Source organism: Arthrobacter sp. TJ-178 (assembly GCF_058269275.1).
In genome coordinates, this window is record NZ_JBZCNK010000001.1 from 1,270,272 (window position 1) to 1,288,114 (window position 17,843).

Below are 17,843 nucleotides of genomic sequence, written 5' to 3' on the forward strand. Positions count from 1 at the left end.
TCAGCATGCCTATTGCAACCCCTGAGATTTATGCCGAGATGATCGACCGCGCGAAGGCCGGGGGATTTGCCTATCCGGCAGTGAACGTCACCTCGTCCCAAACGCTCAACGCCGCGCTTGCAGGGTTTGCGGAGGCAGGCTCGGACGGCATCGTCCAGGTTTCCACCGGCGGTGCCGCCTACTGGTCCGGCGCCAAGATCAAGAACATGGTCACCGGCTCGCTGGCGTTCGCGGCCTACGCCCGCGAAGTTGCCAAGAGCTACAACGTGAACATTGCCCTGCACACGGACCACTGCCCCAAGGACAAACTGGACGACTTTGTCCTTCCCCTCCTCGCGGCCTCCGAGGCAGCGGTCAAGCGCGGCGAAGATCCCATCTTCAACTCCCACATGTGGGACGGCTCGGCTGAAACCCTTGAGGACAACCTGCGCATCGCCCAGGAACTGCTGGCCCGCACCCACGCTGCCAAGATGATCCTCGAGGTGGAAATCGGCACCGTCGGCGGGGAGGAAGACGGCGTGGAGAACGCCATCAACGAAAAGCTCTACACCACGGTGGCCGACGGCATGAAGACCATCGAGGCCCTGGGTGCCGGCGACAAGGGCCGCTACCTGACCGCCCTGACCTTCGGCAACGTCCACGGCGTGTACAAGCCCGGCGGAGTGAAGCTGCGTCCGGAAATCCTCAAGGACATCCAGGACGCCGTGGGCGAATCCATTGGCCGCGAACGCCCGTTCGACCTGGTTTTCCACGGCGGTTCCGGCTCCTCGGCGCAGGAAATCGCCGACGCCGTGTCCTACGGCGTGGTGAAGATGAACATCGACACCGACACCCAGTACGCGTACACCCGCCCCGTGGTGGACCACATGTTCCGCAACTACGACGGCGTCCTGAAGGTCGACGGCGAAGTTGGCAACAAGAAGCAGTACGACCCGCGCGTGTGGGGTGCCTCGGCGGAAGCCGGCATGTCCGCCCGCGTGGTGGAAGCAGCACAGAACCTAGGATCGGCAGGCAAGTCCCTCTAATGTCAGATGAATTCCGCAAGAACCTGCTCGGACCAGAGCCCACCTACCTGCCCGAGGAGTCCGACGTTGTCGAACGCCTTGAAGCCGGCGACGAGGCCCTGGACCTGGCAGCGAAACACCCCACTTCTTCGCAGGTCTGGGCCATTCTGGCCGATGAGGCCTTCGACGAAGGGCGCACCATCGAGTCCTACGCCTATGCCCGGGTGGGTTACCACCGCGGTCTGGATGCGCTGCGCCGCTCCGGCTGGCGCGGTGCGGGCCCCATCCCCTGGGAGCACGTTCCCAACCAGGGCTTCCTGCGTGCGCTGTACGCCCTCGGCCGGGCGGCAGCGGCTATCGGCGAGTCCGAGGAAGTGGACCGCATTACCAAGTTCCTGAATGAGTCGGACCCGCAGGCGAAGGTTGCCATTGAAGGGCGCGAGTCCTGACCTCGGCCTGACGGCGGTATAAAGGCGGGTGCCCAGCTTCTGCGGGGCACCCGGCCTTTGCTGTGTCACCAGCCGCCGGTCCCCGGTGCGCCCTTGAAGGGCCCGGTGACGCGTCCCGTAATCCAGCCGCCGTAGAAGTCGCCCTCCTGCGCCTGGACCTCCTCACCGTCCACGGTGCAGCGGTCCATCCTTCCCGGATACACCGCGGCCCGGCTGGCCAGCAGTCCGTAGCCGGGAACGGGGTCCGGATAGGTCCAGGCTGCGCGCTCCGCCCGAACGTCTCCGCCGATGACGTCAAAGTAGGCGGCCTGCCCCTTGAATTCACACCAGGTGGATCCGCTGGCCGGCATGAGCGAGTCCGGAGCAAAGTCCTCCAAGGGGATGTAATACACCGGGGGATGGCTGGTTTCGAGGACCCGGACGGCTGCAGTGGTGTCCGCTACCAGCTGCCCGCCGAGGAAAACCTGCACATGCTCCGACGTCGGTTCCACGCGCGGCGGACGGGGATAGTCCCAGACGGATTCCACGGTGCGGTTTGTTCGTTCCTGTTCCATGGCCAGCCTTTCGCATGCCGGCTTCAGCCGGACGTTTCCCCTGGCTCTCTCCTTGATCCAGGTTAAGCCGGGGTTCGCGGCCAAAGCTCCCGCGGATGGCTTGCCCCGGTGGTTAACCGCAGCGGCCTTCTTGACGGTCGGATGGCGGGCTACCGGGCCAGGCTGGCGTAAACAACGTAGTTGTCTTCGAAGGTGCCTGTTTTCGGGTCATAACCGTCGCAGGTGATCAAGCGGAGTTCAGGTCCTTCAGTGTTGCCATAGACCTTCCCGGTGGGAAAGGCATCCTTGGGATACGGCTCGCCGAACAGCACAATGAACACGGCGGTGGAACCGTCCTCGCGCTGGATCCGGACCTCGTCGCCGGGCTTCAGTTCGCGCAGGTTGGCGAAGACACCCGGCCCGCCGTCCTCCGCGTTCACATGGCCAAGGAGCACGGCCGGTCCGGTGTCTCCGGGCCGCGGCGAACCGGTGTACCAGGCAGCCGGTGCCCCCGGATTCCCCGGAGGAACTTCCAAGACGCCGTCAGGGCGCAGGCCAACCTGCATCAGGTCGGAGCCGGCACCGATGGACGGAAGTTCCAATGTGCGGGGCAGGGGGACGGTTTCGGTGTTCGGGGGCGGAGAAGGCACCGGTTTGGTGGTCGCTTCCGCTGCGCTGGGGCTGCTCGTTGTCCCTTGGGGGGAGGGCACCGGAGATTGCCAGGATGATGCGGTGGGCTGTGAGGCGTCGGCTCCGGGTCCTGAACCGCAGGCTGCAAGCCCCGCAGATGCGGCAATGAGCAGACCGGCGGCCGCAGTTGCCCGAAGGCTCCTGCGGCCGCCCGCCTTGGGTGCTGTCAGCGGGATCATGAGCGGTGCGACCCCGCAGCGCAGCCCGTGCGCCTGGAATTAGGCATGGTTCCCGCTCCGGCGGCGAACCACGTACATCCCGGCCCCGGCAGCTACCAGAACCAGCCCGCCGGCCAAGGCAACCGAACCGAGGTCTGTTCCCTTATCCGGAGTGACACCGGCGTCAACGCCGCCCCTGGGCATGCCGCTCATTTGATCGGTCGGCATGGGCGGAGTGGCGGGCGGGTTAGAGGGCTGATTCGGGGTATTGACAATCGGGGTCAGGGGTTTGCTGTCATCTTCGCAGCCAACGCCCTCCACCCCGCCTTTGTCCAAATGCTCTCCGTACCTGTAGTCACCGCGTTGAATGTTGAAAACTCCGTCCGCTTCCGCCGCGTCACAGTTCTCATAGGGGCCGTCCGTGACTGCGAAAGCCGGAGTGGCTGAAAGAGCTGAGAGTCCGGTTACGGCTGCTAGGGCCAGTCCTGCAGTGCGTTTTTTCATTGTGCCTCTGCTTTCCATATGAAGTAGTCATCCAAGTGATGGCGACAGGAACGAGAGTATGCATTGGGTTGTTTTGTCACCCGGGTAGCCGGCACTTTTGGGCTGGAGGCACGCAGAAAAAACCGAGGCAAAGGAGCCTCAGGGAAGGATGCTGGTAGTCACGGCGACAATTTGCGGTTTGGGCGGAACAGAGCTGAATCCGAAGCGAACGGGCGGGTCTATGGCGGACAGGCCGCCCAAATCCCGCCCGTCCCAGCTGGCCCGGGCCCCGGTAAGGGAGCGGATGGACCGGACGCCGTAATACTCGCGGCGCTCGCCGCCCGCAGATCCGGCTGTCCGCACGCCCGGAACCAGCAGTCCTGCCAGCGGGTTGATGGCGCCCAGCCAGCGCGGATGTACGGCCACAACAGGAGGGATGCGCTCCAGCAGCCGTCCCAGCACGGTCCGGGTCCCCAGATCGACGTTCAGCCGCAGCGGCCCTGCGCTGACCAGCAGCTGGTCCGCGGTGAGCCGGGCCTCCACCTCACGCACGTCTACGGCATCAAAACGATAGGTGCCGCCCACATACTCGGCGATTTCCGGACTGGGTGCCAGCAGCAGCCGGGACCCGGCCGCATTCTCCGCCATGACATCCGTAAACGCCCCGAACGGGGATTCCAGCCAGTGGCCCACCACCAAGCGAGTACCGGAGGTGGTGCCAATGCCGGCGATAAAGCCGCGAAAACGGTCCATCGGGCCACGCTACGCCGGGATTGCTCCGAGTAATACCCGGTACGACGCCGGCAAAAGGGCAGAGGACCCACAATCGGCTAAACTTGGTAGGTAAGAGCCCCGCGACTCCGGCTAGACCCGGTTCACACCCAATTCAGGCCCGGCCTGCGAGTTTAGGGGCATTCTCATGCACGGAAGCGGATCGCGCCGTCGGCGTTTTCTCCCCTTTCGTAACTAATGGGGGAGGATCCCATGCCCGCAATTGTCATCGTCGGCGCCCAGTGGGGCGACGAAGGTAAAGGTAAGGCCACAGACCTGCTCGGGGGACGCGTCGATTACGTCGTCAAGCCCAACGGCGGGAACAACGCCGGCCACACCGTCGTCGTCGGCGGTGAAAAATACGAACTTAAGCTCCTCCCGGCCGGCATCCTGAGTCCCAACGCCATTCCCGTCATCGGCAACGGCTGTGTGGTGAACCTTGAGGCGCTCTTCGCCGAGATTGACGGCCTGGAAGCACGCGGCGCGGACACGTCCAAGCTGCGAATCTCCGCCAACGCCCACCTGGTGGCCCCGTTCCACCAGGTGATGGATAAGGTCACCGAACGTTTCCTGGGCAAGCGTGCCATTGGCACCACCGGCCGCGGCATCGGCCCGGCCTACATGGACAAGGTGGCCCGTCTGGGCATCCGTGTCCAGGACATCTTCGACGAGTCCATCCTGCGCCAGAAAGTTGAAGGGTCCCTGCGGCAGAAGAACCAGCTGCTGGTCAAGGTGTACAACCGCCGCGACGTTGATGTCGACGAAATGGTTGAGTACTTCCTGTCCTATGCGGACCGGCTGCGCCCCATGGTCATCGACTCCACATTCGAACTGAACCGCGCACTGGACGAGGGCAAGGTCATCCTGATGGAAGGCGGCCAGGCGACGTTCCTGGACGTGGACCACGGCACCTATCCGTTTGTGACGTCCTCCAACCCGACCGCCGGCGGTGCGTCAGTGGGCTCGGGCATCGGGCCCACCCGGATCAACCGCGCTGTGGGCATCATCAAGGCCTACACCACCCGTGTGGGTGCCGGTCCGTTCCCCACCGAGCTCTTCGACGACATGGGGCTGTACCTGCAGAAGACCGGCGGCGAATTCGGTGTCAACACCGGCCGTCCCCGCCGCTGCGGCTGGTACGACGCCGTGCTGGCGCGCCACGCTTCCCGCGTGAACGGCTTCACGGACTACTTTGTGACGAAGCTGGATGTGCTCACCGGGATCGAGCAGATTCCCGTGTGCGTGGCCTACGACGTCGACGGCGTGCGGTTCGACGAAATGCCGATGACGCAGACCGACTTCCACCACGCCAAGCCGATCTTCGAGTACTTTGACGGCTGGACCGAGGACATCACCGGCGCCAAGACCCTGGACGATCTGCCCAAGAACGCCCGGGACTATGTGCTGGCTCTGGAAAAGATGTCCGGCACCCGGTTCTCCGCCATCGGCGTCGGCCCGGACCGCGACCAGACCATCGTGGTGCGGGACCTGATCAGCGAGTAGGACTTCGAGACAAGGAAGGCCCCGCAGCCCTGAGGCTGCGGGGCCTTTTCCTGTTTTACCGGCTCTGATTAGTGTTTCGGCCCGCCCGGGGACGTTGCTGTCCCGTTCGGCGGCTGCGAAGTGAGCGCATCCCGGATCTCGGTCAGCAGCATCACCTGCGGATCCGCGCTCTCCTCCGGGGTGATACCAAGCCTCCGGTTGCGCCGTTCGATCATCTTGTTCATCGGCAGCACGATTACGAAGTACACGGCAGCCGCGACGAGCAGGAAGTTCACGACGGCGGTCAGCAGGACCCCGAACCGAATCTGGTTCCCGTTGAAGGTAACCGCCGCGAAACTGTCGAAGTTCGGCGAACCGACGAGGCCGGAGATGAACGGCATAAGCACCGAGTTGACCAGGGCGTTCACGACGGTCGTAAACGCTGCGCCGACGATGACGGCAACCGCCAGGTCCAGCACGTTGCCCTTCATGATGAATTCCTTGAATCCCTTTAGCATCTCGCCAGAGTAACCGCCCCGGGACCCGCGGCGCCTCCCTCACCCTGAGATTTAAGTCTTGCGCAGCAGTATTTCCCGGACCGACTGGCCGGTGTGCTTACACGAGCCGCAATGTGGTAATGCAGGTGGGGCTGTCTTCGAAGGTGCCGAAGTCCTGGGTTGCAGTGCCTGACGCGGAGGTGATCTGCAGGGAGCCGGTAATATCCTTCGGCAGCCAGAAGCCGGCAAAGCCGTTCTCATAGGTGCTGGTGCTTTCATCCACCAGCACCGTTCCGTCGGCGGCGGTGATCCGGACCTGCACGGGGGTGTTGGTGAGTTCACCCTGGCAGCCCGAGAGACTGTGGTGGAAACACTCGTGGGTGGTGGTGGTCCAAGGTGCTACGGCCAGATAGAACTGTTTCTCCGGCAGAGCCAGGACGGTCTCCTGCCCGTTGTCCTGGAGGATGACCGAATCGTAGGTCACCGAGGCGGACAGGCCGGTGGAACGGTCCTCATTGGTGCGGTCCAGCTGTTCAACGACTTCCGAGGTGCTGGCATGCTCCAACCCGTGCTTTTGGAGCAGATCACGGCCCTTCGTCTCGCTGGTGTCCGTTCCGGAGGCACAGCCTGTGGCCAGCAGGAGTGCGGCAACGGGCAGGATGAGGCGCTTGAAGTTCATGGCACCAGCCTATGAGAGGGCCGCGCCGGGGCTGAAAACGCCGCTGTGACCGCGGGTTCACCAGCGGTGCTGAGCTTCCTCGATCCAGCCGGTCAATCCGTCCAGCGAATATGAGGTTCCGTCCGGGGTTCGCGCCGTTCCTGTCCAAGAACCAAAGGCCTGCCAGATCTGCGAGGAGATCACGCCGAGTTTGGTGGCTGAGGTCCTGCGGTGGAACGGCGTCAGCACCGCGTCGATCCAGGGCCCGTGAACCGTCCAGGTGGAGTCCGGATTGGTGAGGTCGTACTTGAACTCCAGTTCGCCGTCGTAGTGATGCAGCCGGCCGTCCACAATCAGGGCGTTCTCCGTGGCGGGCGTTCCGGCCGTCCACTGCCCGCCGATCTGCAGGCCCAGCCGGGTTCCGTCGACGGTTCCAGAGCCGGCACCCCAGGTCCACTTAGTCCGGTACGGCCAGCGCCCGCGGCCACGGTCCAGCACAGCGAAGGCGCCGGCCCCCACCTCGTGGGTCCTGCTGTCCACCGTGACCGTTCCGGACACGCTGCGGGCCACGTCCTTGAGCGTGTACTGGAAGAGGCGGTCCGACCACGGAACCACCACGCCCAGCACGTCCCCCTCGGCCGGAGCGTACAGATCCACCGACACCCGCGGGGAGCGTGCCCGCAGGTGGGTGCCGCCGCCGTCGTCATGAAAACGCAGCGTCACGTCTCCCACCGTTCCCAGCGCCGTGAGCGGCGGCAGGGTATCCGGAAGCACTATGTCCGAAGTCCCCGGCAGGATCTTCAGCGGTTCAATGCTGATCTCTTCTCCGGTGGCACGGTCCAAAACGTAAATCTGCAGGGTGGCGGCGTAGCCCAGGTTCACAATCGTCATGCCCAGCGCCAGGTCGGGCGTGAGCACGCCCCAGTACTCCCACCGCTTGGTCCGCATCCGGGAAACGGTGCTGCCGGGCAGCGCGGTGCGGTGCAGCGGCGTGCGCGAATAGCCCACCGCTTGCGGATTGAGGTTTCCGCGGGCGGTGGCCAGATCCGTCGGCAGCGTGAGTTCATCCATGCGGCCCAAGTCTAGGTTGGCATCCTGGTCTAGGCTGGGGGAAACGCAGGGTTCACGGAAGGCGGTTGGACAATGTTGGTGAGCGTAGGCCAGTTCAGTCCTGCGGGGGACGTGGCGGAAAATCTTGAAACCATGCGCTCGCTGGCGGCCAAGGCCCGGGCGGAGGGTTCCGAGCTGATCGTGTTTCCCGAGGAATCGATGTTTAGCGTGGGGAAGGTCGAGGGTCCGCTGGCTGCCGCCGTGGACGCCTCCTGGTCCACCTTTGTGCAGCAGCTGTCGATGCTGGCCGCCGAACTGGGCATCGCCGTCGTCGCCGGCGGATACGAATCCAGCGGTGAGGACCGGCCCTACAACACGCTGGTGCTGATCGACGACACCGGCCGGATTGCCGGCACCTACCGCAAGCTTCACCTGTACGACGCCTTCAGCTATTCCGAATCCACGCGCATCAAACCGGGTGACGGCGGCGTGCTCGTGGTTGAGGTGGGCGGCATCAAAGTGGGCTTGATGACCTGCTATGACATCCGCTTCCCCGAGCTGGCCCGGGCACTGACGGACCAGGGCGCGGACCTGCTCGCCGTGCCGGCCGCCTGGTTCAAGGGCGAACACAAGATTGAACACTGGGAAACCCTGCTGAAGGCACGGGCCATCGAAAACACTGTCTGGGTGGCAGCGGCCGGTACCTCCAGCCGCCACACGGTGGGGCACTCTGCCATTCTGGATCCCATGGGAGTGCCGCAGGCGTTCCTGGACGACGAGGCCGAAGCCGTTGTCACGGCGGAGGTCACCCGCAAACGGATCGACGACATCCGCGAGTTCCTGCCGGTGCTGAAGAACCGGCGCTTTGCTGCCAACGAGCGGATCAACTCCGCCGAATAAACCCCGGCCGGGTTTGACGCGCCTCATGGACATAAAAGGGACATGAGATGAAAGTTTTCGCAAATCGGGTACGATTACATGCTTGGAACGACCGCACCGAGGCTTATCCCCCCAACGAGCCCCGCTGCGGTCGTTTCTTACTGTCCGGACAGGCGCCCCGGCCTGCAGCCGGCCGCCCTACGCGGTCCGCTGACGCTTGGAGGAAATAACCCCGGTGTTGAACCCCGCCAGGTTCAGTCCGCCGTGGAACCGGGCATGCTCAATCTTCACGCACCGGTCCATCACCACGTCCAGGCCGGCAGCTTCAGCGTTGCGGGCAACCTCCTCGTGCCAGGAACCCAGCTGCAGCCACAGCGTTTTGGCACCGACGCCGATGCTCTCCTGCAGCACCGTAGGCAGGTCGTCGTGGCGGCGGAACACGTCCACGATGTCCGGAACCTCGGGCAGGTCAGCCAGCGATGCGTAGACGGGCCGTCCCAGGATTTCCTTCGCCACCGGGTTGACGAAATAGACCGTGTACGGCGAGGACGACAGCAGATAGGTCGCCACGAAGTAGGACGCCCGGGACGGTTTGTCCGAAGCGCCCACGATGGCGATGGTCTTGGCCCGGCTCAGCAGCGCCAGACGTTCCGGGGCGCCGGGACCTTCCCAGGTGCGCGGTGTTGCGGCAGGTTCAGCGGACATGGAGGGACTCCTTCAGTTCGTGGGCAGAATCGGGTACCGCGGCGGCCAGCGCCTGGTCCAGGTCCCAGAGGATGTCCTCCAGATCCTCCAGGCCAACCGAGATCCGCACCAGATCCTCGGCCACACCGGCGGCGGTGAGCTGCTCGGCGGACAACTGGCCGTGCGTGGTGGACCCCGGATGGATCACCAGGGTGCGCGAGTCGCCCACATTGGCCAGATGCGATGCCAGCTGCAGGGCCTCAATGAACGCCTTGCCGGCCTCCCGGCCCCCGCGCACCCCAAAGCTGAACACCGACCCCGGCCCCTTGGGCAGATACTTCCGGGCACGGTCATAGTGCGGATGGGAGGGCAGCCCGGCATAGCTCACCCAGGACACGCGCGGATCCGCTTCCAGCCACTGCGCCACCGCGGAGGCGTTGCGCAGATGCTCGTCCAGGCGCTGCGGCAGGGTTTCCACGCCCTGCAGCAGCTGGAATGCCGACTGGGCGCTGAGCGAGGGGCCGATGTCCCGCAGCTGCTCCGAGCGCAGCTTCGTCAGGAAGCCGTACTCGCCGAAGTTCCCCCACCAGGAGATGTTGCCGTAGCTGGCCACCGGCTCGGTCATGGCGGGGAACTTTCCGTTGCCCCAGTTGAACTTTCCGGACTCCACGACGACGCCGCCCAGGGTGGTGCCGTGCCCGCCGAGGAACTTGGTGGCGGAATGGATGACAATGTCCGCGCCGTGCTCAAAGGGCCGCACCAGGTACGGCGTGCTCAGGGTGGCGTCCAGGATCAGCGGCACACCGGCGTCGTGCGCCACCTTCGCCAGGCCGGCTATATCGGCCACCTCGCCGCTGGGGTTGGCCACCACTTCGGCGTAGACCGCCTTGGTGTTCTCCTGAATGGCCGCGGCATAGTCCGCCGGATCCGTGCCGGGAACGAAGGTGGTGTCGATCCCGAACCGGCGCAGCGTCACGTCCAGCTGCGTCACGGTGCCGCCGTAGAGCTGCGCCGCGGCAACTATGTGGTCGCCCGCCGCGCACAGGGCCGCAAAGGCGACAAATTCGGCGGACATGCCCGACGCCGTCGCCACTGCTCCGATGCCGCCTTCCAGGGATGCGATGCGCTCCTCGAAGGCCGCCACCGTGGGGTTGCCGATCCGCGAGTAGATGTTCCCGTATTTCTGCAGCGAGAAAAGGTTCGCGGCGTCGTCGGTGTCCTTGAAGACAAAGGACGTGCTCTGGTAAATCGGGACCGCACGCGCACCGTGCGTAGCGTCGGGGGTGCCGCCGGCGTGCAGGGCACGGGTCCGGAAGCCAAACTGGCGATCACTCATGAAATGAGTGCTCCTTCCTGGTGGGCCGCAGCAAAGCGGCGGGGGGATCGTTGCAAGTTGGGGACCGCGGACGAACAATGATCCTTATGGACGAGTACGTGGTTGTTATTGAAACCGGCTACAAGTTGGCTGCTTCCACCCATAAGATCTCCGCCACCGAACCGCTGCCACATGTGGAGGCGAACCGGCTGTTCCTGGAAATCCTGGACGGCATGCATGAGGATCTGCTGCCCGCGAAGGCGGATACGACCACGCTGGAGGTCTCGCCCACTGAGTTCATGCGCATCCACCGCCTGATGGGCGGCGTGGTGGTCATGGACCGGGTGACCCTGACCCGCGTTCACTGAACTCCTCCGCGGCGCGCTTCGCAGGCACGGGCAATGTCGGCGATGCACGGTTCGTTCTGGAGGCTGGTGGTGTCACCCAGCCGGGTGCCCTCAAACAGCTGGGTCAGCAGCCGCCGCATGATTTTGCCGGAGCGGGTTTTGGGGACATCCGGAACGACGACGACGGCGGCCGGCTTGGCGATCGGCCCGATCTGCCGGGCGACGTGGGACCGGAGTTCCGCGGCGACGGCATCCTTGTTTCCCGCTGCTGCGTCCGTGAGCACGACGAATGCCGCGATTGCCTGTCCGGTCTTCGGATCGGCAACGGGGCAGACGCCGGCTTCTGTGACCCAGGGGTGGGATACCAGGGCTGATTCAATCTCGATCGTGGACAGCCGGTGCCCCGACACGTTCAGCACGTCGTCGGTGCGCCCGAGGATCCAGGTGTCGCCGTCGTCGTCATATTTGGCGCCGTCACCGGCCAGGAACCAGCCCTGCCGCGCATACTTCCGCCAGTAGGAAGACAGGTAGCGCTGCGGGTTGCCCCAGACCGTGCGGGCCATGGCCGGACCGGTCCGATCCACCACAATGAAGCCCTGGGTATTCGGGGGAACCGGATTTCCGGCGTCGTCCACAATCCGGGTGCTGACGCCGGGCAGGGCGCGGGAAGCGCAACCGGGCTTGAAACCGGTGTCAGTGGGGCGCGGCGAGAGGATGGTGGCGCCGGTTTCGGACTGCCACCAGGTGTCGATCACGGGCACCTCGCCACGGCCCAGCTGGGCGCGCAGCCAGCGCCACGCTTCGGGATTCACGGCCTCCCCCACCGTGCCGAGCAGGCGGATGGAGGAGAGGCTGTACTGTGCCGGAACGCCGTCCGGGAACCAGCCCATGAGGGACCGGACCAGGGTGGGCGCGGTGTAGTAGCTGGTCACCTGGTAGCGGTCGATGATTTCCAGATGCCGGCCCGGATGCGGAGTGTCCGGGGTGCCCTCGAAAAGGACCTGGGTGACGCCGTTGGAAAGCGGTCCGTAGATCTCATAGGTGTGGGCGGTGACCCAGGCCAGGTCCGCGGTGCACCAGTGGACATCCGTCTCCCGCGCGGTTTCATCGGGGTTGGCGAAGAGGAACTCGTAGCTCCAGGACGCCTGGGTGAGGTAGCCGCCCATGGTGTGCACCAGGCCCTTGGGCTGTCCGGTGGTTCCGGAGGTGTACATGATGAACAGCGGTGTTTCGGCGTCGAATGCTTCGGGGCGGTGGATGCTGGAGGCGGTGTCCACGGTTTCGTGCCACCAGAGATCACGGCCCTGTGTCCAGGAAATGTCGGATCCGGTGCGTCGAACCACCAGGACGTGTTCAATGGCGTTTTCGCCGGACACTGCAAGATCAGCGTTGTCCTTGACCGGCACGGCGGCGCCGCGCCGGAACTGGCCGTCGGTGGTGACCAGCAGCTTGGCGCCGGTGTCCTCCACCCGGAACTTCAGCGCCTCCGCGGAGAATCCGCCGAACACCAGGGAATGGACGGCGCCGATCCGCGCGCAGGCCAGCGTGATGACAATGGTTTCCACGAGAACCGGCAGATAAATGACCACGCGGTCGCCGGCGCCGATGCCCAGGGTCAGCAGGGCGTTGGCGGCCCGGGAAACTTGCTCCTGCAGGTCCGCGTAGGTGACCGTGCGCCGGTCTCCGGGCTCGCCCTCGAAATGCAGGGCCACCTTGGATCCGCGGCCGGCCGCCACATGCCGGTCCACGCAGTTCACGGCCACGTTCAGGGTTCCGCCGGCGAACCACTCGATGACCGGGACGCTGTAGTCGGCATCGTCCTCCGGGATCTCCGGTCCGCTCAGGCTCTGCGGCGGCGTGAAGGTGTGCGCGGTGTGCCAGGGCTGTTCCCACTGGAGCCGGCGGGCGGCGGTTTCCCAGAAGGCGATGCGGTCCTCCTCGCTCTGAGGATCCGCGGCGGCAGTATGTTCTCTTACCGGGCTCAGGCCCATTTGGCGACCGCCTTTTTCTCGGCCAGGCCCAGGAGGGCGTCGGTGGTTTTGCCGATGAGGGCCAGCAGGATGATGGAAAGCAGCAGCCGGTCGGTGCGCCCGTTGTTCTGCGAATCGGTCAGCAGGAAGCCCAGCCCCATGGATGAGGCGATGAGTTCCGCGGCCACCAAAAACAGCCAGGACTGGGCCAGTGCCAGACGCAGTCCGGAGAAAACAGCGGGCACGACGGCGGGCAGCTGCACGGTGGTCAGCAGCTTTAATCCGTTGAACCCGAAGGCCCGGGCCGCTTCCACCAGGTTCCGGTCCACGTGGCGCAGGGCCAGGGACACGGTGGTGAACACGGGGAAGAAGGCGCCGATGGCGATCAGTGTGATCTTGGAATCTTCACCGATCTTCAGCCAGAGGATCAGCAGCGGCACCCACGCCAGGGACGGAACGGCGCGCAGAGCTCCGACCGCCGGGCCCAGGAGGGTGTCCGCCAGCCGGGACAGACCCAGCAGGGCGCCCAGTGCCAGGCCCAGCAGACCGCCGATCGCGAAGCCGATGAGCACCCGCTGCGTGGAGATGGCCACGTGAATGCCCAGCTGGCCGCGGCCGATCAGGTCTGCCGCCGCCGTGTACACCGCGGCGGGGGAGGGCAGTTGTACCGGGCTGAACGTCCCGGTGGCGGTGCTGATCTGCCACGCGGCCAGGAGCAGGGCCGGAACCACCAGTCCCAGTGCCAGCCGGATCCACCGGCGGGCCAGGATGCCGCCGCCGGTTTGTCCGGCAGTGCTCCCGGCGGCAGCGGCCGGAGGCGCCGCGTTCCCGACGGCACTCATTTGGCATCCTTCACGGCAGACGGATCGGCCTTCTGCACAAACGAGTTCTCCAGCAGCCCGTCCAGTGCCGTGTCCACGGCGTCCTGGCTCGCAACGTCGCCGGTTTCCACCAGGGTGGGACCGATCTTCGCCAGGACGCTGCGCTGCGCGTCACCGGGTGCCGGGTCCACATCCAGGTTGCTGCGCTCCAGCACCACGGTCTGCGCCACGGCCGGGTCCAGCCCGGCGACGTCGGCGAGGATCCGGGCAGTTTCCTTCGGATTCTCCGCGGCCCAGGCGCGGGCCTTCTCATACGCATTGACCACGGCCTGTGCCTGTTCCGGCTCTTCTTCCAGGAAGGATTCATTGGCGGCGAGCAGACCGTAGGTGTTGAAGTCCAGGTTGCGGTAGATCAGCCGGGCTCCGTTCTGCTCGGCACCGGCCATGATCGGGTCCAGCCCGGCCCAGGCATCCACGGAGCCGTTTTCCAGGGCGGTCCGGCCGTCCGCGTGCTGCAGCTGCTCCACCGTCACGTCTTCCAGGCTCAGCCCGGCCTCGTCCAGGGCCTGGACCAGGAAGAAATACGGGTCAGTGCCCTTGGTGGCGGCCACCGATTTGCCCTTCAGATCCGCCACCGAGGCGATGTCCGAGTCGGCACCTACCACCAGGGCGGACCACTCGGGCTGGGAAAACACGTCTATGGCCTTGATCGGGGAGCCGTTGGCCCGGTTGAGCAGGGCGGCTGACCCGGCGGTGGAACCGACGTCGACCGCCCCCGAGCGCAGGTTCTCATTGGCCTTGTTGGAACCGGCGGACTGCACCCATTCCACGGTGACGCCGTCTTCGGCCAGGGTGGATTCCAGCCAGCCCTGGTCCTTGATGATCAGGCTCAACGGGTTATAGGTGGCGAAATCCAGGGTCAGGGTGCCGCCGTCGGCTCCGTTCACGTTGGCTGCGGCGCCGGAATCCTCGCCGGCCACGCAGCCGGTCAGCAGCAGGGCGGCTGCCGCAGCAGTGGCGGCCAGGGTCTTGAATCCGGGGCGCCGGGCGGGGCGGGAAGTGCGGGAACGGCTGTTCATGGGAGTTCTTTCTGCTGGAAAGGAAGAGGAAAAGGCGCCTGTCGCGCGGAAAATGGCGCGGATCGGCTGGGGAAGCGTCCCGGAAGAAGCGGGTGCGCGGTGGGAGAAGCGGTTAGTGGCGGTCGACGCCGAGCCGGGCCAGGAGCTCGCCGCGCATTCGGGCCAGCTCGGCCGAGGCACGGTCACGGGGACGGCGCCCTGGCACGGTGACGGTATCCGTGATGGTGGCTCCGGGAAGCCCCGGCTGCCGGCCCAGGATGATGATGCGGTCCGCCAGCTGGAGGGCTTCATCCACATCGTGGGTGACCAGCAGGACCGTGGCGGGGGCGGCCTTGTGGACCGAGAGCAGCAGATCCTGCATCTTCAGCCGGGTCAGGGCATCCAGGGCACCAAAGGGCTCGTCGAGCAGCAGCACCCCGGGTGTCCTGGCCAGGGCGCGGGCGAGGGAGGCCCGCTGCGCCATGCCGCCGGACACTGCCCGCGGGCGGTGCTTGGCGAACTCCGCCAGTTCCACCAGTTCCAGCAGTTCGGTCACCTTGGCTTTGCCGTTCACGGCGCTGATGCCCTTGGGCAGGCCCATGGCAATGTTGGCCTGCAGAGTCTGCCAGGGGAGCAGCCTTGGTTCCTGGAACGCGACGGCGCAGCGGTCATCAATGCCGCGGACCGGCGTGCCGTTGATCCGGACCTCACCGCTGCTGGGGGTGTCCAAACCAGCCGCGGCCCGCAGGAGCGTGGACTTTCCGCAGCCGCTGGATCCCAGGATGGCGAGCACTTCGCCGGGGTGAACGTCAAAGGTGATGTCGCGCAGCACCTGGCGGGCTTGGCTGCCTGAACCAAACGTTCTGCCCAGTCCCGAAAAGCTGACGGGAAGGGCGGAGCCGGCCGGCCCACCGGAGGGCGGCGCGGCGGCAGGGGACTGTGAAGCCAGAGCGGTCATGTTAATCTCCATCGGTCCTGGCAGTAGCACCCTACGGAGAACACCTTGGGCCCTGACGGGCCTCCTGCGGTGCTGTCCTCGTTATTGCCGTTTCTCAAGGAGGAAATACGGCAACCAGGGTTGCTGCGGCTTCACTGATCCAGGTCTCTCAGCCGCTCGGGATGGTCAAGAGCAACTAAACGCGCCATTGCCCAAACGGGCAAGTCCCCGCCGTAATATTTCGACGCCGCATTCCTCCGCGCGGTCTGCTGCGGCCGCGGGCCGTTACGCAACATGACTGGAACGGCTTGCGGGGCAATCCGTGGTGTGCAGATACTGGTGACGCAGGATCATGAGTCCCAACGTGAAGCTCTGGCTGGTTGGGCGGCAACCCTCGTTCCGTAGCGGGGTGCCCCAGATGAGGATCCGGCCGTGTCGCGTCCGCGAACGGCAAGTACGGCGCCCCCAAGCGGTGCGTCCCGGTGAAGGGTTTCCCGTGCCTAATCAGTCCTCCCCGTCAGAAAAGTCCGCACCCGGCTCGAACGAACGCCGCCAGATCCGGTTTAACGCCTTTGACATGAACTGCGTGGGCCACCAGTCCCCGGGGCTGTGGCGCCATCCGCAGGACCAGTCCGCGAACTACACGGACATCCGGTACTGGGCGAACCTTGCCCAAACCTGCGAGCGCGGGCTGTTTGACGGCATCTTCATTGCCGATGTGCTCGGCACCTATGACGTGTACGGAAACTCCAACGAGGCCACCCTCCGGCAGGGCACCCAGGTTCCGGTGAATGACCCGCTCCTGCTGGTTTCCGCCATGGCGCTGGTGACCGAGCACCTCGGCTTCGGCGTCACTGCGGGCACCGCCTATGAGCATCCCTACCCCTTCGCCCGCCGCCTCTCCACCCTGGACCACATCACCAACGGGCGGGTCGGCTGGAATGTGGTGACCGGCTATCTGCCCTCCGCCGCACGGAACCTGGGCGCGGAAGACCAGCTGGAGCACGACGAGCGCTACAACCACGCGGACGAATACCTCGAGGTGATCTACAAACTGCTGGAAGGCTCCTGGGAGGACGACGCCGTCGTCCGCGACAGGGAACGGGGCATCTTCACTGATCCGGCCAAGGTCCACGACATCAACCACGAGGGCAAATACTTCAAGGTGCCCGGCATCCACATCAGCGAACCGTCCCCGCAGCGCACCCCGGTGATCTACCAGGCCGGTGCCTCGCCCCGCGGGATCGCCTTTGCCGCCGGGAACGCCGAGGCCGTTTTTGTGGGGGCCCCGACGGTGGACAAGCTGAAGGCAACCGTCGGCCGTATCCGGGACGCCGCTGAAGCAGCTGGCCGGGACCGGCACTCCATCCGCATCTATACGCTCCTCACCGTCATCACTGCGGCCACTTCCGCGGAGGCCGCAGCGAAGCATGAGGAATACCAGCGGTATGCCAGCGACGAGGGCGCCCTGGCCCTGATGTCCGGCTGGATGGGGGTGGACCTGTCCACGTACAACCTGGACGAACCGCTGGGCAATGTGAAGTCCAATGCCATCCAGTCCGCGGCGGCGAACTTCCAGAAAGCCAAGGACGACGGCGAACCCTGGACGGTGCGCGACATCGCCGAATCCGCGGGGATCGGCGGCCTTGGTCCGCGGATGGTTGGCTCCGGTGCTGAAATCGCGGAGGAGTTGATCCGCTGGCAGGAGGAGACCGACGTCGACGGCTTCAACCTGGCCTACGCCATCACGCCGGGTACCTTTGAGGACATCGTGGAATTTGTGGTGCCCGAACTGCAGAAGCGCGGCGCCTACCGGACCGGGTACACGCCGGGCACGCTGCGCAACAAGTTGTTCGGAGCCGGAGACAAGCTGCCTTCCGAACACCGCGGCGCCTCCTTCCGCCGGCAGCCGCGGGCCGGTAAGTTGCGGGTTGGTCAGTTGCCGGACAGTCAGTTGCGGGCCGGGCAGCCGGGGGCCGCTTCCGGGACCGGGTTCCAAGCGGGGGCATTGACCGGGGACGGAGCGTCTCCTTACGTTTGAAGGGTCCGCAGTGCCC

General features: G+C 65.6%; 19 protein-coding genes and 1 riboswitch. Of the genes, 6 read left to right on the forward strand and 13 right to left on the reverse strand.

Annotated elements, in window-relative coordinates; genetic code table 11:
* Positions 1–5 precede the first annotated feature (5 nt).
* The gene (gene fbaA / locus AC4D2Q_RS06100; RefSeq protein WP_104053615.1) at positions 6–1,025 is read left to right on the forward strand and encodes a class II fructose-bisphosphate aldolase; all 1,020 of its coding nucleotides are present in this window, start codon (positions 6–8) and stop codon (positions 1,023–1,025) included.
* Positions 1,025–1,453, forward strand: a complete 429-nt coding sequence (locus AC4D2Q_RS06105) for a DUF3151 domain-containing protein (protein ID WP_490945641.1) — start codon at positions 1,025–1,027, stop codon at positions 1,451–1,453. Before fbaA ends, AC4D2Q_RS06105 begins: the two co-directional genes overlap by 1 nt.
* Positions 1,454–1,518: 65 nt before the next feature.
* On the opposite strand, the gene AC4D2Q_RS06110 is transcribed toward AC4D2Q_RS06105, so the two are convergent.
* The 4 genes from AC4D2Q_RS06110 to AC4D2Q_RS06125 all read right to left on the reverse strand — a co-directional run bounded on the left by AC4D2Q_RS06110 (position 1,519) and on the right by AC4D2Q_RS06125 (position 4,070).
* Positions 1,519–2,007, reverse strand: a complete 489-nt coding sequence (locus AC4D2Q_RS06110; RefSeq protein WP_490927581.1) for a DUF427 domain-containing protein — start codon at positions 2,005–2,007, stop codon at positions 1,519–1,521.
* A 149-nt stretch (positions 2,008–2,156) separates the two neighbouring features.
* On the reverse strand, positions 2,157–2,696 hold the full coding sequence (locus tag AC4D2Q_RS06115; protein WP_490945642.1) for a sortase domain-containing protein: 540 nt from the start codon (positions 2,694–2,696) through the stop codon (positions 2,157–2,159).
* A gap of 198 nt (positions 2,697–2,894) precedes the next feature.
* Positions 2,895–3,338 carry an excalibur calcium-binding domain-containing protein gene (locus AC4D2Q_RS06120; RefSeq protein WP_490945643.1) on the reverse strand — a complete coding sequence of 148 codons (444 nt, stop codon included), beginning with the start codon at positions 3,336–3,338 and terminating at the stop codon, positions 2,895–2,897.
* A 138-nt stretch (positions 3,339–3,476) separates the two neighbouring features.
* Positions 3,477–4,070, reverse strand: a complete 594-nt coding sequence (locus AC4D2Q_RS06125; RefSeq protein WP_490945644.1) for a hypothetical protein — start codon at positions 4,068–4,070, stop codon at positions 3,477–3,479.
* Between the two features lie 231 nt (positions 4,071–4,301).
* Here AC4D2Q_RS06125 and AC4D2Q_RS06130 point away from each other — a divergent pair, with 231 nt between their 5' ends.
* Complete coding sequence (locus AC4D2Q_RS06130) at positions 4,302–5,591, forward strand: adenylosuccinate synthase (protein WP_400929701.1); 1,290 nt, start codon at positions 4,302–4,304, stop codon at positions 5,589–5,591.
* A gap of 68 nt (positions 5,592–5,659) precedes the next feature.
* Here AC4D2Q_RS06130 and mscL read toward each other — a convergent pair whose 3' ends face one another.
* The 3 genes from mscL to AC4D2Q_RS06145 all read right to left on the reverse strand — a co-directional run bounded on the left by mscL (position 5,660) and on the right by AC4D2Q_RS06145 (position 7,796).
* The gene (gene mscL, locus AC4D2Q_RS06135; RefSeq protein ID WP_490945645.1) at positions 5,660–6,088 is read right to left on the reverse strand and encodes a large conductance mechanosensitive channel protein MscL; all 429 of its coding nucleotides are present in this window, start codon (positions 6,086–6,088) and stop codon (positions 5,660–5,662) included.
* Positions 6,089–6,185: 97 nt separating this feature from the next.
* Positions 6,186–6,746 (reverse strand): CueP family metal-binding protein, encoded by a 561-nt coding sequence (locus AC4D2Q_RS06140; protein WP_490945646.1) that lies wholly within the window; start codon positions 6,744–6,746, stop codon positions 6,186–6,188.
* A gap of 57 nt (positions 6,747–6,803) precedes the next feature.
* Positions 6,804–7,796, reverse strand: a complete 993-nt coding sequence (locus tag AC4D2Q_RS06145; protein WP_490945647.1) for a DUF2804 domain-containing protein — start codon at positions 7,794–7,796, stop codon at positions 6,804–6,806.
* 72 nt (positions 7,797–7,868) lie between these two features.
* Here AC4D2Q_RS06145 and AC4D2Q_RS06150 point away from each other — a divergent pair, with 72 nt between their 5' ends.
* Positions 7,869–8,675 carry a carbon-nitrogen hydrolase family protein gene (locus AC4D2Q_RS06150; RefSeq protein ID WP_490945648.1) on the forward strand — a complete coding sequence of 269 codons (807 nt, stop codon included), beginning with the start codon at positions 7,869–7,871 and terminating at the stop codon, positions 8,673–8,675.
* A gap of 177 nt (positions 8,676–8,852) precedes the next feature.
* Here the strand turns inward: AC4D2Q_RS06150 and AC4D2Q_RS06155 are convergent, their stop codons facing one another.
* Together AC4D2Q_RS06155 and AC4D2Q_RS06160 are read right to left on the reverse strand one after the other, a co-directional pair.
* Complete coding sequence (locus AC4D2Q_RS06155; RefSeq protein ID WP_490945649.1) at positions 8,853–9,359, reverse strand: CoA-binding protein; 507 nt, start codon at positions 9,357–9,359, stop codon at positions 8,853–8,855.
* On the reverse strand, positions 9,349–10,674 hold the full coding sequence (locus AC4D2Q_RS06160) for an O-acetylhomoserine aminocarboxypropyltransferase/cysteine synthase family protein (protein ID WP_490945650.1): 1,326 nt from the start codon (positions 10,672–10,674) through the stop codon (positions 9,349–9,351). The genes AC4D2Q_RS06155 and AC4D2Q_RS06160 overlap by 11 nt, the downstream gene beginning before the upstream one ends.
* An 86-nt stretch (positions 10,675–10,760) precedes the next feature.
* Between AC4D2Q_RS06160 and AC4D2Q_RS06165 the strand changes: the two genes are divergently transcribed.
* The gene (locus AC4D2Q_RS06165) at positions 10,761–11,021 is read left to right on the forward strand and encodes a hypothetical protein (RefSeq protein WP_490927589.1); all 261 of its coding nucleotides are present in this window, start codon (positions 10,761–10,763) and stop codon (positions 11,019–11,021) included.
* Here the strand turns inward: AC4D2Q_RS06165 and acs are convergent.
* The 4 genes from acs to AC4D2Q_RS06185 form a co-directional block, all read right to left on the reverse strand.
* Positions 11,015–12,991: an acetate--CoA ligase gene (gene acs, locus AC4D2Q_RS06170; protein WP_490945651.1), complete on the reverse strand. Its 1,977-nt coding sequence runs from the start codon at positions 12,989–12,991 to the stop codon at positions 11,015–11,017. The genes AC4D2Q_RS06165 and acs overlap by 7 nt on opposite strands.
* A complete protein-coding gene (locus AC4D2Q_RS06175; protein ID WP_490945652.1) occupies positions 12,982–13,812 on the reverse strand; it encodes an ABC transporter permease in 831 nt (276 codons plus the stop codon). The genes acs and AC4D2Q_RS06175 overlap by 10 nt, the downstream gene beginning before the upstream one ends.
* Complete coding sequence (locus tag AC4D2Q_RS06180) at positions 13,809–14,870, reverse strand: aliphatic sulfonate ABC transporter substrate-binding protein (protein ID WP_490945653.1); 1,062 nt, start codon at positions 14,868–14,870, stop codon at positions 13,809–13,811. The genes AC4D2Q_RS06175 and AC4D2Q_RS06180 overlap by 4 nt, the downstream gene beginning before the upstream one ends.
* Before the next feature lie 112 nt (positions 14,871–14,982).
* A complete protein-coding gene (locus tag AC4D2Q_RS06185; RefSeq protein ID WP_490945654.1) occupies positions 14,983–15,807 on the reverse strand; it encodes an ABC transporter ATP-binding protein in 825 nt (274 codons plus the stop codon).
* 327 nt (positions 15,808–16,134) lie between these two features.
* Positions 16,135–16,249, forward strand: a riboswitch (SAM riboswitch).
* Here AC4D2Q_RS06185 and AC4D2Q_RS06190 point away from each other — a divergent pair.
* Complete coding sequence (locus tag AC4D2Q_RS06190; protein ID WP_490945655.1) at positions 16,205–17,827, forward strand: LLM class flavin-dependent oxidoreductase; 1,623 nt, start codon at positions 16,205–16,207, stop codon at positions 17,825–17,827. Its footprint overlaps the riboswitch before it by 45 nt.
* Positions 17,828–17,843 lie beyond the last annotated feature (16 nt).